The organism is Hymenobacter sp. IS2118, assembly GCF_000715495.1.
Lineage (GTDB): Bacteria > Bacteroidota > Bacteroidia > Cytophagales > Hymenobacteraceae > Hymenobacter.
The window spans coordinates 1-14627 of the sequence record NZ_JNLX01000169.1; the positions used below are offsets into that span (position 1 = coordinate 1).

Genomic DNA, 14627 nt, shown 5'->3' on the forward strand with positions numbered 1-14627 from the left:
GGGGTAGCACAAGAGTAGGAACAGAAAATATCGCTAGGCCATTTCGCTTAACGACGCTTCCCAGTCCGTGAGGGCGCGCAACGGGCGTAACTGCCCGGCCGCAACCGCTTCCGGCAGCGTGAAGTCGTAGCGGCCCAGCATGTTGACGTGTTCGTGCAGTAACGGCGAAAGGCGGGCTACGTCGTCTGGGTTCAGGTTCCCTTCGGTTTCTTGCCACTGTTCCAACGCCTGCTGCAAATAGCGAGTGTTCCACAGCACCAAGGCGTTCACGACCAGGCCCAGCGCGCCCAACTGGTCCTCCATGCCCTCGCGGTAGCGTTGGCGTAACTCGCCTTTCTTGCCGTGGAAGACGGCACGGGCCAGCGCGTGGCGGCCCTCGCCGCGGTTGAGCTGCACCAGGATGCGCCGGCGGTAGGCCTCGTCCTGCACGTAGGCCAGCAGGTAGCGCGTCTTCTCCACCCGCCCGAATTCCGCCATCGCCCGGCCCAGGCCCGAGAGCGAACCCGCCCGCTGCAACGTGCGCATCACGGCGGTGGCTTTGACCTTGCCCAGCTTGAGCGAGCCCGCCAGCCGCAGCATGTCGTCCCAATGGTCGTGAATGAGGCGGGAATGGATGACGTGCCGGCCCAACTCGTTGAGCGGGCCGTAGTCGTCCTCTTTGTTCAGGCGCCAGAAGCGCTGGTCCGAGAGGTCGGCCAGCCGGGGGCTGAACCGGTAGCCCAGCAACGCAAACAAGCCAAAGACGACCTCGCTGTAGCCGTGCGTATCGGCCATGATTTCGCGCGGGTCCAGGTTGGTTTGCTGCTCCAGCAGTCCGGCCAGGATGAACAGGGAATCGCGCAAGGTGCCGGGAATGACGATGCCGTGAAAGCCCGTGAACTGGTCGCCGGTAAAGTTGTAGTAGGTCACGCCGCGCTGCGAGCCGTAGTATTTGCGGTTCCACCCGGCATGAAGCGTGCGCACGGGCACCACGAAACGCATGCCATCGGCCGAGGCGACTTCGCCCCCGCCCCAGGCCTGGGCCAGGGGTAACCGGGCTTGCCCGTCCACCAGACGGGCGTTGGCGGCGGCAAGCGTTTCCGCCCGCACGTAGTTTTGTTGCACCCAGGACAAGCGCGGCAGCGTCAGGGCGGGCACTTCGGGCCGGGCCACTGCCTTTAGGCCAATGTTGCAGGCTTGCGCCAATAAAACGGCGCAAATGCTCAGCGGCAGGTCGAGCGCTTTGGTTTGTCCATCGGCCACATGCGTGAAGGCCCCGGTTAAGTCCGTGAAGGCATCGACTTCCAACAGCAGCGCCGCCAGCTCCACGCGGGGCAACTGCCCCGCCAGCTGCTCGCGCAAGTGCGTCAGGCTGGCTGGTTCCTCCTGCGCCGACAAGGGGCTCACCCGCACAAAAGGCTGCCCGTCCTGCTGCACCACCTGCAGCGCCGTGTTGTGCGGCAGGCTTTCGCCCACTCCCCTGTAGGCGGCCCGTAGCTGTGCCTGGAGCCGAACCAGTTCCACGGCCGGGTCGAGGGAGCGGTCCAAGGCGCGGGCCACCGCCTCCCGCGCCGCCTCCCAGGCCTCACCTTGCAGCAGTTCCGCCCGCGGGTCGCCGTAGCGCTCACTTGTCGCAACGAATACCTCCCGGCGACGCAGGGCCTGGTGCAGCCGGTCCAGCACGCAAAGGGTGTACGCCGCCGGGTTCACCTCGTCTTTGCCGGGAAACACCCGCCGCGCCCAGCTTTTGGGCACGAGGGAGCGGGGCGCCGCCGCCCACTTCGGCCGGCCCCGCCCACCGGCTTCCTGGGCCTGTAGGAAGCGCCACGCGTCGAGCAAGGGTTTGGCCGACGGAGCGCCCTCGAAAGTAACGCCCGCCAGCAAGGTCGGCAGGAACCGGCGCACCGTCGCGTAGCTGCCGCTGAGCGCCTGGAACTGTGGGTCGTCTGCGGAACCGGCCAGCGCCTGCACTGCGTCAGCTGCTGCCCGCAACGGGGCTTCGCCGATGCGCCCCAGCACTTGGTTCCGAATGTGGGCTTCGGGAACGGATTCGTCCAGCAGAATACGCACCGCTTGGTGCAACACTAGCGCGGCCTGGTCTAGGTCCTTGAGGGAACGGAGCCGTTCGCGGCGGCGCTTCGTTTCGCCCCGCAGGGCCAGCGACGTCATCAGCCCGTCGAAGAGGTCCAGCACATCGTCGGTGGCCGTGCGTTCGAGGGCCTGGACAAAGGCGAACAGCGTGGCCAGGCGGCGTTCCTCCCCCATGCGGGCCAACGTCTGCCCCCAGGCCACTTGGGCGTGGCGGGCCAGCCGCACCAAGCGGGCTTCGGGCAAGTCGTGGAGCGAGATGTCCCCGACACCCAGGGCGCGCACGTGGTCCAGCCGTCCCAACGCGGCCACCAGAGCAGGGCCGGAAACGCGGGTGGGCGCGGTACGTAACGCTTCCAGTCGGGTGAGCCGCTGGCCAGGCGGCACGACCAACAGCGATTCCAAGGCCTGCTGCTGCACCGGGTTCAACCGGTTACGGAGCTGGCGGTAGAGGTGGCGGCCGGTGCGCTCGCGCACCCGCGCAATCAGGCGAGCCAGCACCGTCACGCCGGGCAGTACGACGCGCTGGGCCACCAGGTGCGCGGTCGCCAAATCGAAGAGCACGCTGGGCCGCACGGTGCTGGTGAGCACCTGGGCGTAAAGCCAGCGGGCCAGGCGGAACGCCTGGCGGCCGTCAAAGGGGCGAAAACCCAGATAGGCCACCACCTGTACCTGGTGGTCGTGCAAGGTGTTCGGCCGGGTGTACTGGTCGCTCCAGGTATCGGCCGTCAGGTGCAGTTGCCGGGCCAGGGTTTGTACCACAACGGCCGGAACCTGCGTGGGAACGGGCAGAAACGTGCCCAAAAACCGCAACGTACCCAGCTGCACGGCGCACCCGAGTTGGGTGTAGGTTCGGCGGTAGCCGGCCAGAAACTGGATGTCCTGCGGGCTCAGGTAAAAGAAACGGGCCAGTTGCTCCGGACTGGGGTCGGCGGGGTAGCGCCCGTAGCGGGCGGCCTGCTCGTCGCTAAGGAATTCAACGGGCATGGCAGCGGATGACAGCGTTGCGCAAGGGCGGAAGCCGTCTGGTCATCGTTCCCACGCTAACCGCCGAAGCCGCCTGTATCACCTTTGGGTTGGTTTTCGATGGTGCTGGCGGGCTTATTGTTCCCCAGAAACCAGGTGAATCCCAGGTAGCCCACGCGCGTTTCGTATTTGGTTCGCAGGTCGGCGGCAAGCCCATCGGCCGCGAGTTGCGTGTACTGGCGGCGCGTGTTGAATACGTCACTCACGCGCAGGGTCAGCGCGGCCCGGTCGCGAAAGAGGCGCTGGCGGAGGGCCACGTCAACCCCGTACACCTCCAGCAAGCGGCCTTGCGGCACCACCAGCGGCGCGCGGTAGTTGCCGCTGAGCTGCACGGCCAGCGTTTTGGTGGGGTTGAAGGTGTTCAGGACATAGGCCGTGCCGGTGAAGTTGGCCCGGGTCCCCTCGCCGCTGAAGCTGGCTACTTGGTTGCGGTAGTAAGAGCCGTTCGCCGTGAGCTTCCACCAGGGGGCTATGGTTTGCGTCAGCGAAACCTCCAGCCCGTAGCTGGCGGTGTTGCCAAAATTGGCGTAGCTGGTGCGGGTGATGAAATCGGGCTGGCCGCTGAGGCGGGTCGCCAGCGTATCAATGGTGCGCAGGCTTTGGATGGACTGGCTGGCAAAGCGCCCGAACAGGGTCGTGCTCAGCGTCGTGGTCTGCCAGGCTACCTGGTGCCCCAACTCCGCGACGTGCACGTACTCGGGGCGTAGGTCGGGGTTGCCCACCACGTAATTGCGGGCATCCAAATAAATGGGCAGCGCAATGATTTGCAGGAAATTGGGCCGGTTTAGCCGGCGCGCGTAGCTGAACTGTAGGCGCTGGTCGTGGGGCAGCGTGCGCGCCACCGTGGCTGAGGGGAAGACGTTGAGAATCCGTTGGCGGGCCGAGCCCGTGGGCAGCACCTGGGCCTGCAGGCCCGTGTATTCGGCCCGCAGCCCGCCCTGGTATTCCCACGCACCCGACTTGTGCTGGTAGGAACCGTAAGCCTGCGGAATGAGCTGCCGGTACTTGTACCGGAACGAGCCGGCTTCCTGCCGAATGAATTCGGCGCCGGTCGTCGGTTGCACCGAATAATCGGCCGAGCCGGGCGTCACCATGAGGTCTGTTTTCACCCCCGCTGCCCAGCCGCGCTTGTCGTCCAGGGGATGCACGTAGTCCACTTGCGCCGAAGGCATCTGAATGGTGACATCCAGTAGTTGCTGGCGGGCGTTGCGCGAATAGCGGGCGGGGCCATCCAATACGCGCTGCTGGGTCGTGACGGTGCCCCCATCCAGAAGGTACGTGGCGCTGGCCGTCAGCACCCGGCCGGGGTAAGCGGCCCACGTGCGCCGGTAATCGCCCGAGACGCGGGCGTTGTAGAGGTTTTCTACCTGCGAATTCTGATTTTGCAGGTCGATGGTGGGGGCAAGGCCGTCGGTGAGCCGGGTGGTAAAGTCCTGCGCGGTCTGGTTGTCCTGTTTGTAGTACTGGGCCGTGAGGGACAGGCGCTGCTGGTCGCTGGGAGCGTAGCCAACACCCAGACGCCCGCCAATTGCGGTTTGGTCGCGGGTGCTTCGGCCCGTCTGGTCGGTGCGGGTGGTGCTGCCGTCTACCGTAGCGACCTGCTGCAAGGACGAGCTGCCCCGAAAGAGATTGTCCGACCCGTCAACTCCCCCAAAAAAGTTGATGTTGCCGACCTTGCGGTTCAGGTTGAGGGACGCCGTGTATTTGTCGCGGGTGCCCATCGTAACCAGCGCATCGCCGTTCCAGCCATCCTGGGTTGGTTTTTTCTGCACCAGATTGATGATGCCCCCCGTGCCTTGGGCCGAATACTGCGCGCCGGGATTGGTAATGACTTCGATGGTTTCGAGGCGGCTGGCCGGCAGCTGGTCGAGGCGCAGGTTGGGGGGAGCTGGCTTGCCGTCGAGGTAGAGCGTGACGCCCGGGTTGCCCCGCAGGCTCACTTGCCCGTTTTCGTCCACCGCCACCGAGGGTACTTTCTGTAGCACATCCGCCGCCGTGCCGCCCGCGCTGTTGAGGTCTTTGTCCACGTTGAGCACGATTTTACCCAGCTCGTTGACCAGCGCCGCTTTTTCGCCCTGCACGACCACGCCGCCCAGCTGCACGGCGGCGGCCACCATCCCCCACTCCCCCAAACGGACCACCGGGGTAGTGGCGTCCATCGTAGCCGGACGGCGGATAGAACGGTAGCCCAGCGCCTCGGCCCGCACCAGGTAACGGCCCAACGCGAGGTTGGTCAGCGCAAAGGTGCCGTTTTCCGCGGTTTGGGTGTTGGCTACCAGGGCCGAGTCGGACACCCGCAGAAGCAGCACATTGGCAAAAGGGAGCGGTTGCCGGGTTGCCTGGTCCAGCAGCGTACCGGAGACTTCGCCCAACGTCTGCGCACGGAGCGGACTAGGCAGTAGGCCCGCTACGAAGAACACGAGCCCCCAACACCACCCCCCGCCTCGGCGCACAGCCGATGTGCCATCAAGAAGTTGACGCAACAGCTGCATGACAGCTCTTTTAACATTCGGCATAAGAAATTGACTGACAAGGTTTATTGCAATACAAGCTACCAGGCAATACCTAGTAAATTGAGCTGAGAATACCGGCTGATTCATCGGGGTTTGGAAGTAAGATGACAGAAAAAGAAAAGGAGATGAGGCAGTAATTTCCCTCGCGTACTCGCTGCCCTCGCGTTCGAAACTAACGAGAATAGGGGGTTACGAGGGGTTACTTCGCTTGTCGGCGCAGGAATAGATAGTAAGCCAGGAAGCCCAAGGCGGTGCTGAACACTAGGATGATGACGGAGTGCAGGCCCAGGGGTAGGTACCAATTACACGCCGTGAGCCCCGCGCCAGTGCTCAGGAGCAACGCGACCCACTTCACCACTTTGTTTAGCTCGTCCTGCGGGCCGGGCAATAGGCGCTCGACCACGCTTTCCGAAATGATGGCCGTATCAACTATTTTGTTTTTTAGTAAGTAATTAAGTACCAGTTTAATGGCTGCCAAAACGAAGTAGCCGAGCAGGAAAAGGGCGATGGCTGGAAAAATGACCCGTCGCGCAATCTCCACCGCGTTGGCATCAAGGGTCGGTAGCAGGGCCGATTGGGCCGATGCTTCCCCGGCGGTCAGGCAGCAAAACAGCAGCAACAGAAACCTTTTCATAAGTCGGGTTGGGGGTAATACCGCATGAGACCGGTCAGCGCCAGTCAGGTTGCAAAAAATCAAGAAAAAGTCAGCAGGCGCATTTGCTGGCGGTGCCGGGTCAGCAATTCCAGGCATTGCCCGGCCACGACCAAGCCCGTCACGGCCAGCAGCCCAGCCCCTAGCCCGGTGCCCAAGCTTTGTAAAATCGGTACCAGCTGGCCGCCAAATACGGCCAGGAACGCCACCACCACCGCCAGCACGAGGGCGGCCACTCCGCTGAGCACCCAGGGAAAGGCGGGCTGGGGCCGGGGCAACTGTGCCAGGACGCTCGCCGTGAGGTCGAAAGCGAAGACCGGGGGCGGCAGGTGGGCGGCGGCCGTGAACAGATGCTGGTACGTAGCCACCCGGCCCTGACACAAGCGGCAGCCGCGCAGGTGTGCTGCCTGGGAGTCCGGCAGCAAGGAGGTGGATTCCGCCGCTTCCTGAAGGGCGCGCTCGGTGAGATGGGGGCTGGTCATAATTCGTCTCGTTTATAAGTGGCCAATAGCTGTTGTTTTAGCTGTTTCCGCGCCCGAAAGAGGTAGTTTTTCACGGTCCCGTCCGGCAGAGAGGTTATCTGGGCAATTTCCTCGTAGCTCAGTTCCTGCTGGTGATACAAGGCAATCAGGGTGCGGTAGAGCGGGGGCAATTGCTCGATGGCCGTGCTTAAAATACCGGCCAGGTCTTGGTCAAAAAGGGCCGCTTCCGGGTCGTAGTCTGGCCCGGCCACTAAACCGAAGGGGGGACTACGGCCTTCGTCCGACGAGTTGTCCGGCTTGTGCTCCGACAAGTCCACTAGCACCAGTTGCTTCTTTTCCAGGTAATGCAGGCACGTGTTGTAGGCAATCTGACCGACCCACGTGGAAAGCTTTGCTTGAAACTTGAACCCGGCCAAATGCTTAAAAACCTTCAGGTACACTTCCTGCGCGACATCCGGACGGTCCGCGGGGTGGCGAATCATTTTGAATACCATCTGCGTGACCAGCCCCTCCGTGCGCTGCACGATTTGCCCAAAAGCCGCGGTATTTCCTCCCAGCACCTGCGCCACAAGCTGCTGGTCGGTCACGGGGAAGGCGGGCAGTTTGCTCATCTAGGCATGAGACCGGTCAGTCGGAATGATGTTGCATAAAGACTTTTTTCGGCAGTCACTCCGTTTGCGAAAAAGCGTTTGTGCAGGCGACTCAAGCCGGCGTACGGGTGCCGCCAGTGGGTACATCCAAGTGCGCGAGGTACCGGTAAATCGTCGCTCGTCCCACGCCCAGCAGTTGTCCGATTTCCGCCACCGTTTTGTCCTGTTGCAAGTAAAGCGTCTTCGCCGCCTGCGCCTTGGAGAGGGCTTCCTTCGAGAGGCCTTTGGGCCGACCGCCCTGTCGTCCCCGCGCCCGGGCAGCCGTCAGTCCGGCCTTGGTGCGCTCGCGGATAATGTCGCGCTCAAACTCGGCCAGTGAGGCGAACAGATTGAACATAAGCCGGCCCTGCGCCGTGGTCGTATCCAGGTGGTCCTGTAGGCTGACGAAGTGGATGCCGTTGTCTTGAAACCCCGTCACCAACGTGACTAGGTCCTTCAGCGAACGGCCCAGCCGGTCCAGCTTCCAGACCACGAGCGTGTCGCCGGGCCGCAGCCGGGCCAACAGGTGTTGGAGTGCCGGACGCTCTTTCACGGATGACACTTTTTCCTGGGCCACCTCGGCACAGCCGTAAGCCTGCAAGGCATCGGTCTGCAGGTGCAGCTGCTGGTCGGAGGTGCTCACACGGGCATAGCCGAAAATCATGGTAGTTTTTCTCAGGAAGTCAACGGAGGCGAAGATAGCGAGTCGTTGATTGGTGAGAACAGGAAATGAGACAATCTTTGGTCGCTTTTCGGGGCGCAAAGCAGGCCAGGCGGGTGGGCCGCTAAAACGGCCGTATTTTGAGACAGCCGACCACGCAGTTTTCCCCTACCGATACTTTCTGTTCCTACTCTTGTGCTACCCCACTTACCCCACATAGGGTAAAAATTCTCCTTGTCTGTTACCCGGACTTTTTCGGCCTCAGCTTTCGGCGCTAATATCACCGCAACTGAACCCCGGCCGGGTTCCAGCCGTTTAGGCATTTCCCGTGGCCGACGTCTTCGTGTCCACGGCGTTGGTTACCTTTGACCCCAATGCGGCTTCTCTGCTCCTTGTTCGCGCTCTACTTCGGCTTGCTTTCGTGCTTGCCGCCGAACGCGGACGTGCACGAGCTGGCCGAGTCGCTGGCCTTGCGCAACCACCACGCGCAGGCCCACCACGACAGCTCCCTGCTGGATTTTCTGCTCGACCATTACGCCGGCCAGAGCCACCGCCACGACGATGGCGACCAGGAACACCAGTCGCTGCCGTTTCACCACGCCCACGACTGCGCCCATGCTGTGGTCGCCTGGGCAACCATGCCGGTCGTAGTACCGGCCGCGCCCCTTGCCTTCCCCCTGGGCGAAGCGCAGGTCGTATCCTGTGCGGCCGATGCCCCGGTTGGCATCACGAGCACCTGCTGGCAGCCGCCGCGGGCCTAGCCCTTTCCTTCTGTTCCGGCATTTGCTGCCCGGCTTCGCTATGTGCGGAGTCCGGTTGGCTGCGTTTACGTCCTGGTCCGCCTACGGCTGGGCTACGCGTCGGAACCCCCTTCTTTTCTGGTTTGGGTTTTCATTTTAAGCGGCTCCATGTTCGACCGGCTGATTCATTTTTCGATTCATAATAAGCTCATCATCGGGCTGCTGACCCTGGCCCTGGTGGCCTGGGGCAGCTATTCGCTCAAACACTTACCCATCGACGCCGTGCCCGACATCACCACCAACCAGGTGGTAGTGTACACCGTAGCCCCGTCGCTGGCGGCCAGCGACATCGAGCGGCTGGTGTCGTTTCCCGTCGAGCAGAGCGTGGCCACCATTCCCGAGCTGGAAGAGGTGCGCTCGTTCTCGCGCTTCGGGCTCTCGGTGGTCACCATCGTGTTCCACGACAACGTGGATATCTACTGGGCCCGCCAGCAGATTGCCGAGCGACTGCGCGAGGCCGAAAGCCAGATTCCGCCCGGCACCGGCCGGCCCACGCTGGCCCCCGTGACCACCGGCCTGGGCGAGATTTACCAGTACGTATTGCGCCCCGCGCCCGGCTATGAAAAGGTGCACGAGGCCCGCGAGCTGCGCACGATGCAGGATTGGATAGTGCGCCGGCAGCTGCTGGGTACACCCGGGGTGGCCGACGTGAGCAGCTTTGGGGGCTTGCTTAAGCAGTACGAAGTGGCCCTCGACCCCCAGCGGCTCCGCTCCCTGAACGTGACCGTGGACCAAGTGTACCAGGCCGTTTCGCGCAACAACCAGAACACCGGCGGGGCCTACCTCGACGTGAACCCGCAAGCCTACTTCATCCGCACTGAGGGCCTGGCCGCCACGCCCGCCGACCTGGGCAATATCGTGGTGCGCCGCACCGATACCGGCCTGCCCGTGCTGGTGCGCGACGTGGCCGACGTGCGCCTGGGCGCGGCCATCCGCTACGGGGCCATGACGCGCAACGGGCAAGGCGAAGTGGCCGGCGGGGTAGTGCTCATGCTCAAAGGAGCCAACGCCAACGAGGTGATTCAGGCCGTGAAGACGCGCATGGCAACGGTCCGAAAATCCCTGCCTAAAGGCGTCATTCTGGACGTGTACCTGGACCGCTCCGAGCTGGTGGGCCGCGCCATCGGTACCGTAACCAAGAACCTGGCCGAGGGCGCGCTGATTGTGATTTTGGTGCTGGTGCTGTTCCTGGGCAATTGGCGCGCCGGGCTGGTGGTGGCCTCGGTGATTCCGCTGGCCATGCTCTTTGCCATCAGCCTGATGCGCGTGTTCGGGGTATCGGGCAACCTGCTCAGCCTGGGCGCCATCGACTTCGGACTGGTCGTGGACGGGGCCGTGATTATCGTGGAAGCCATTGTGCACCGGCTGCACGGCGGGCAGCTGGCGGCCACCGCCCGCCTGAATCAGCACCAGATGAACGAGGAAACCTACCAGGCGGCCAGCAAAATCCGCTCGTCGGCCGCGTTCGGCGAAATCATCATCCTGATTGTGTACCTGCCCCTGCTGGCCCTGGTGGGCACCGAGGGCAAGATGTTCCGGCCGATGGCCCAAACCGTGGCCTTCGCCATTCTCGGCGCCTTCATCCTGAGCCTGACCTACGTGCCGATGATGTCGGCGCTGGCGCTGAGCCGCAACACCCAGCACCAGGAGAATTTCTCCGACCGGATGATGGCGTTTTTCACCCGCCTCTACGAGCCGCTGCTGCTGTGGGCCCTGCGAAGCAAAGCGCTGGTGCTGGGCACGGCAGTGGCCCTGCTCGTGGGCGCGGTGCTGCTATTTCGCACCCTGGGCGGCGAATTTATTCCGACTCTTTCGGAAGGCGACTTCGCGGCCGAGATGCGCACGCTCGTAGGCAGCTCGCTGGGCTACACCGTGAACCGCACCCAGCAGGCCCAGCGCATTCTGCTCCAGCAGTTTCCCGAAGTCAAGGAGGTCGTAGGCAAGGTGGGCTCGGCGGAAATCCCGACCGACCCCATGCCGGTGGAAGCGGCCGACCTGATGGTGGTGCTCGAAAAAGATAAGAGCAAGTGGACTTCGGCCACAACCCAGGAGGAGCTGGCCGACAAGATGACGAAGGCCGTGAGCGTGATTCCGGGCGTCACGTTCAGCTTCCAGCAGCCCATTCAGATGCGCTTCAACGAGCTGAGCAGCGGCGTGAAACAGGACGTGGTGATGAAAATCTACGGCGAAGACCTGGCCCAGCTCAGCCGCTACGCCCGGCAGGCGGCGGCCCTGGCCCGCCGGGTGCCCGGCGCCACCGACATCTACGCCGAGGAAGTAACCGGCCTGCCCCAGATTGTGGTGACGCTCGACCGCAACCGCCTCGCCCAGTTCGGCCTGAACGTGGAGGACGTGAACCGCACGGTGCAAACGGCCTTCGCCGGCCAGACCGCCGGCCAGGTGTTCGAGCAGGAGCGCCGCTACGACGTGGTGCTGCGCCTGCGCCCCGACCTGCGCCAGGACATCAACAGCGTCCGCCGGCTCTTCATCGCCACGCCCGACGGCCCGCAGATTCCCCTAGAGCAAGTGGCTACCGTGGCCCTGGTCGACGGCCCCAACCAGATTCAGCGCGACGATGCCAAGCGCCGCATCACGATGGCCTTCAACGTGCGAGGCCGCGACGTGGAAAGCGTGGTCACGGACCTGCAAACCCGGGTGGACCGGCAGCTCAAATTCGCGCCGGGCTACTACGCCACCTACGGCGGGCAGTTCGAGAACCTGCGCCAGGCCACCGACCGGCTCCTGATAGCGGTGCCGGTGGCGCTGCTGCTCATCTTCGTGCTGCTGTTTTTCACCTTCCGCTCACTCAAGCAGTCGGTGCTGATTTTCACGGCCATTCCGCTCTCGGCCATCGGCGGGGTGCTGGCCCTGTGGCTCCGCGGGATGCCGTTCAGCATTTCGGCCGGGGTGGGCTTCATTGCGCTGTTCGGGGTGGCCGTGCTCAATGGCATCGTGCTCATCGGCTACTTCAACCAGCTTAAAACGGAAGGCGTGACCGACCTGGTGGAACGCATCCGGCGCGGGGCCGAAGTGCGCCTGCGGCCGGTGCTGATGACGGCCACGGTGGCCTCACTGGGCTTTCTGCCGATGGCGCTGAGCACGTCGGCCGGCTCGGAAGTGCAGCGGCCGCTGGCCACGGTGGTGATTGGCGGGCTGCTCACGGCCACGCTGCTTACCCTGCTGGTGCTGCCCGTGCTGTATGCCCTGGCGGAACGCAACGCCCCGAACCCGGAGGCCCCGGAGGAGATGCCGACCGAAGCCAGCCCCCGCGTCCTGCGCACAACCTTGGGAAGCCTGGCCCTGCTGCTCAGCTTGCTGCCCCTGGCCAGCATCGCCCAGCAAGCGCCGCTCTCCGCCGCCCAGGCGGTGACCCAGGCCCTGCAAACCAACGGCACCGTACAAGCCGCCCAAGGGGCGCTCGAAGCCCAGCGGGCCGCGCGCCGCGGGGCCGTGGACGTGCTCGGCCGCACCACCATTCAGGGAACCTACGGCCAGTTCAACTCCTACCGCAACGACAACCAATTCAGCCTCACCCAGCCGCTGAGTTTGCCGGGCGTGTACCGCAGTCAGGCCCGGTTAGCCGACGCCCAGGTAGTGAACCGCGAATTGCAGCTAACCCAGGTGCAAGCCGAGCTGCGCCGGCAGGTGCGCCTGAGCTACGAGCAGGCGGTGCACGCCCGCCACCGCCTACGGGTGCTGCGCGGTCAGGACAGCATCTATACCGAGTTTCTGCGGGCGGCCAACCTGCGCTTCAAAACCGGCGAAGTGGCCCGCTTGGAGCCCGCCACCGCGTTGGTACAGCAGGGCGAAACCCAAGCCCTGCTCCGGCAGGCCCGCACCGACTACGCCGTGGCCCAGCGTCAACTCCAGGCGCTGTTGCAGCAACCCACCGGGGTAGTTATTGCCGACAGCGTGCTGCGTCCCATAACCTCCGCTGCTGCCCCGGCGGCCAAGGCTGATACGGCCTTGCTGGCCCAAAACGCCCAGGCGCGAGTCTTGCAACAGCAGGTGCTGGAACGGCAGGCCACCACCCGCGCCGAGCAGGCCCAAGGCCTGCCCAGCTTCACGCTCGGCTACTTCAACCAGAGCCTGATTGGACCGCAGACCGTGGGCGGCGTGGGCGGGCCGGAGCGCTACTACGGCGGCGGCGACCGGTTCCAGGGCGTGACAGCGGGCGTGGCATTACCGTTGGTGCGGGGTCCGCAGAAAGCCCGGGTGGAGGCCGCCCGCCTCCAGGAAAAGATAGCCCAAACCCAGGCCCGGCGCTACCAGGCCGAACTAACGGCCCGCGTGGATGAGCTGCAGGCCCGCCGCCAGGAGCTGGCCGAGCGGGTACAGTTCTACGAGCAAACCGGCCTGCCCCAGGCCGCCGTCATCGTGCGCCTGAGTACGCGCGCCTTCAAGGCCGGCGAAATGGGCTACTCCGAATACCTGCTCAACCTGGACCGGGTGCTGAAGCTGCGCACCGCCCACCTCGATGCCCTGCTGGCCCACAATCAAACCCTCATCGAACTCAACTACCTGCTCGGCACCGCCGCACAGTAGCTTTTTCCTCTTCTGACTTAACTGATGCGTACTCCATTTTATTTTCTCTTGCTGTTGAGCGTGGCGGTGGCCGGCTGCAACGCCGATACGAAAGAGGCCGCCGGCTCGGACGGCGAAACGGCGTCCACGATGGGTGAAAACCCACCCGACGCAGCCAAAACCGCCGAAGCCGACCCCGAAGTCGTCACCCTCTCGCCCGCTGAGCAGCAGGCCGGCGGCCTGCAAACCGGCCGCGTCAGCTCTCGCCCGATGGGGACGGGCCTGGCCGTGACGGGCACCCTGGACGTGCCGCCGGAAAGCTCCGTGGCCATTACCGCGCCGCTCGGCGGCTTCGTGGAAAGCACCCAGCTGCTGCAAGGTACGCGGGTCAGCAAGGGTCAAGTGCTGGCCGTCATCCGCAACCCCGAATTCGTGCAGCTGCAGCAGGACTACCTAGAAACCCGCGCCCGCCTCGAATACGCCCGCACCGAGCTGGCCCGTCAGAAAGAGCTGTACGAGCAGGAAGTGGCGCCCCAGAAAAACTACCAGCGCGCCCAGGCCGACTACAACGCCCTGCGCGTGCAAACCTCTGCCCAGGCCGCCCGACTACGCTTGGCGGGTCTGCCGATGGGCGGGCGCATCGTGAGTACGGCTACGCTGCGTGCCCCCCGCGCCGGCTTCGTGAAAACGGTGAACGTGACCGTGGGCCAGGCCGTGACGGCCACCGACGCGCTATTTGAAATCGTGGACCCCGAGCACCTACACGTCGAGCTGACCGTGTTTGAAAAAGACGTGAGCAAGCTGCAAAAAGGCCAGCTTATCCGCTTCACGCTGCCCAGCGACTCGGCCAGCGGCGGGCCGGAGCGCACGGCCCGCGTGTACCTCATCGCCCAGGCCATTGGGGCCGACCGCACGGTGCGCGTGCACGGCCACCTGGACAAGGAGAACGACCGCGCCCTGCTGCCCGGCCTCTACGTGCGGGCCACCATCGAAACCGGCCGCGCCGAGGTGACGGCTTTGCCCAACGCGGCACTGGTGCGCTTCGAGGGCCAGAGCTACGGTTTCGTGACCGAGGCGGCGGGCCGCTACCGCATGGTGGCGCTGCCCACCACCCGCAGCGAAGACGGCTACACCGAAGTGACGCTGCCCGCTGACCTGCCGGCCACGACCACCTTCGTGACCGAAGGCGCCTACTCGCTGCTGGCCAAGCTCAAAAACGCGGCCGAGGAGGAGTAGCCCGTGCTTTTACCGCTTCCCAAACCTTGCATCTAAA

9 protein-coding genes are annotated in these 14627 nt (G+C 64.4%); 3 read left to right on the forward strand and 6 right to left on the reverse strand.

All coding sequences use genetic code 11. From position 1 onward, the window contains the following. Positions 1 to 33 precede the first annotated feature (33 nt). From GM79_RS17680 to GM79_RS17705, 6 genes are all read right to left on the reverse strand, one after another. Positions 34 to 3054: a Tn3 family transposase gene (locus tag GM79_RS17680; protein WP_035560189.1), complete on the reverse strand. Its 3021-nt coding sequence runs from the start codon at positions 3052 to 3054 to the stop codon at positions 34 to 36. A gap of 56 nt (positions 3055 to 3110) precedes the next feature. After that, positions 3111 to 5465 (reverse strand): outer membrane beta-barrel protein, encoded by a 2355-nt coding sequence (locus tag GM79_RS17685; protein ID WP_035560191.1) that lies wholly within the window; start codon positions 5463 to 5465, stop codon positions 3111 to 3113. 340 nt (positions 5466 to 5805) lie between these two features. Beyond that, entirely contained in the window at positions 5806 to 6240 is a 435-nt protein-coding gene (locus tag GM79_RS17690) for a hypothetical protein (RefSeq protein WP_035560193.1), read from the reverse strand. Positions 6241 to 6299: 59 nt separating this feature from the next. Then, positions 6300 to 6740, reverse strand: coding sequence for a hypothetical protein (locus tag GM79_RS17695; protein ID WP_035560194.1), 441 nt, complete (start codon positions 6738 to 6740; stop codon positions 6300 to 6302). Then, the gene (locus GM79_RS17700) at positions 6737 to 7351 is read right to left on the reverse strand and encodes an RNA polymerase sigma factor (RefSeq protein ID WP_035560196.1); all 615 of its coding nucleotides are present in this window, start codon (positions 7349 to 7351) and stop codon (positions 6737 to 6739) included. The genes GM79_RS17695 and GM79_RS17700 overlap by 4 nt, the downstream gene beginning before the upstream one ends. A gap of 91 nt (positions 7352 to 7442) precedes the next feature. After that, entirely contained in the window at positions 7443 to 8033 is a 591-nt protein-coding gene (locus GM79_RS17705) for a recombinase family protein (RefSeq protein WP_035560197.1), read from the reverse strand. A 371-nt stretch (positions 8034 to 8404) separates the two neighbouring features. Between GM79_RS17705 and GM79_RS17710 the strand changes: the two genes are divergently transcribed. The 3 genes from GM79_RS17710 to GM79_RS17720 all read left to right on the forward strand — a co-directional run bounded on the left by GM79_RS17710 (position 8405) and on the right by GM79_RS17720 (position 14590). Continuing rightward, positions 8405 to 8791 carry a hypothetical protein gene (locus GM79_RS17710; protein WP_152560065.1) on the forward strand — a complete coding sequence of 129 codons (387 nt, stop codon included), beginning with the start codon at positions 8405 to 8407 and terminating at the stop codon, positions 8789 to 8791. Positions 8792 to 8938: 147 nt separating this feature from the next. Continuing rightward, entirely contained in the window at positions 8939 to 13375 is a 4437-nt protein-coding gene (locus GM79_RS17715) for a CusA/CzcA family heavy metal efflux RND transporter (RefSeq protein ID WP_035566614.1), read from the forward strand. A gap of 24 nt (positions 13376 to 13399) precedes the next feature. Beyond that, positions 13400 to 14590, forward strand: a complete 1191-nt coding sequence (locus tag GM79_RS17720) for an efflux RND transporter periplasmic adaptor subunit (RefSeq protein WP_081867855.1) — start codon at positions 13400 to 13402, stop codon at positions 14588 to 14590. The last annotated feature ends 37 nt before the right edge of the window (positions 14591 to 14627 follow it).

Excerpts from the sequence above, each read along its gene's own strand:
- GM79_RS17695 (WP_035560194.1), bottom strand. The coding sequence starts at position 6,740 with ATGACCAGCCCCCATCTCACCGAGCGCGCCCTTCAGGAAGCGGCGGAA.
- GM79_RS17720 (WP_081867855.1), top strand. The coding sequence starts at position 13,400 with ATGCGTACTCCATTTTATTTTCTCTTGCTGTTGAGCGTGGCGGTGGCC.
- GM79_RS17715 (WP_035566614.1), top strand. The coding sequence starts at position 8,939 with ATGTTCGACCGGCTGATTCATTTTTCGATTCATAATAAGCTCATCATC.
- GM79_RS17700 (WP_035560196.1), bottom strand. The coding sequence starts at position 7,351 with ATGAGCAAACTGCCCGCCTTCCCCGTGACCGACCAGCAGCTTGTGGCG.
- GM79_RS17710 (WP_152560065.1), top strand. The coding sequence starts at position 8,405 with ATGCGGCTTCTCTGCTCCTTGTTCGCGCTCTACTTCGGCTTGCTTTCG.
- GM79_RS17680 (WP_035560189.1), bottom strand. The coding sequence starts at position 3,054 with ATGCCCGTTGAATTCCTTAGCGACGAGCAGGCCGCCCGCTACGGGCGC.
- GM79_RS17690 (WP_035560193.1), bottom strand. The coding sequence starts at position 6,240 with ATGAAAAGGTTTCTGTTGCTGCTGTTTTGCTGCCTGACCGCCGGGGAA.
- GM79_RS17705 (WP_035560197.1), bottom strand. The coding sequence starts at position 8,033 with ATGATTTTCGGCTATGCCCGTGTGAGCACCTCCGACCAGCAGCTGCAC.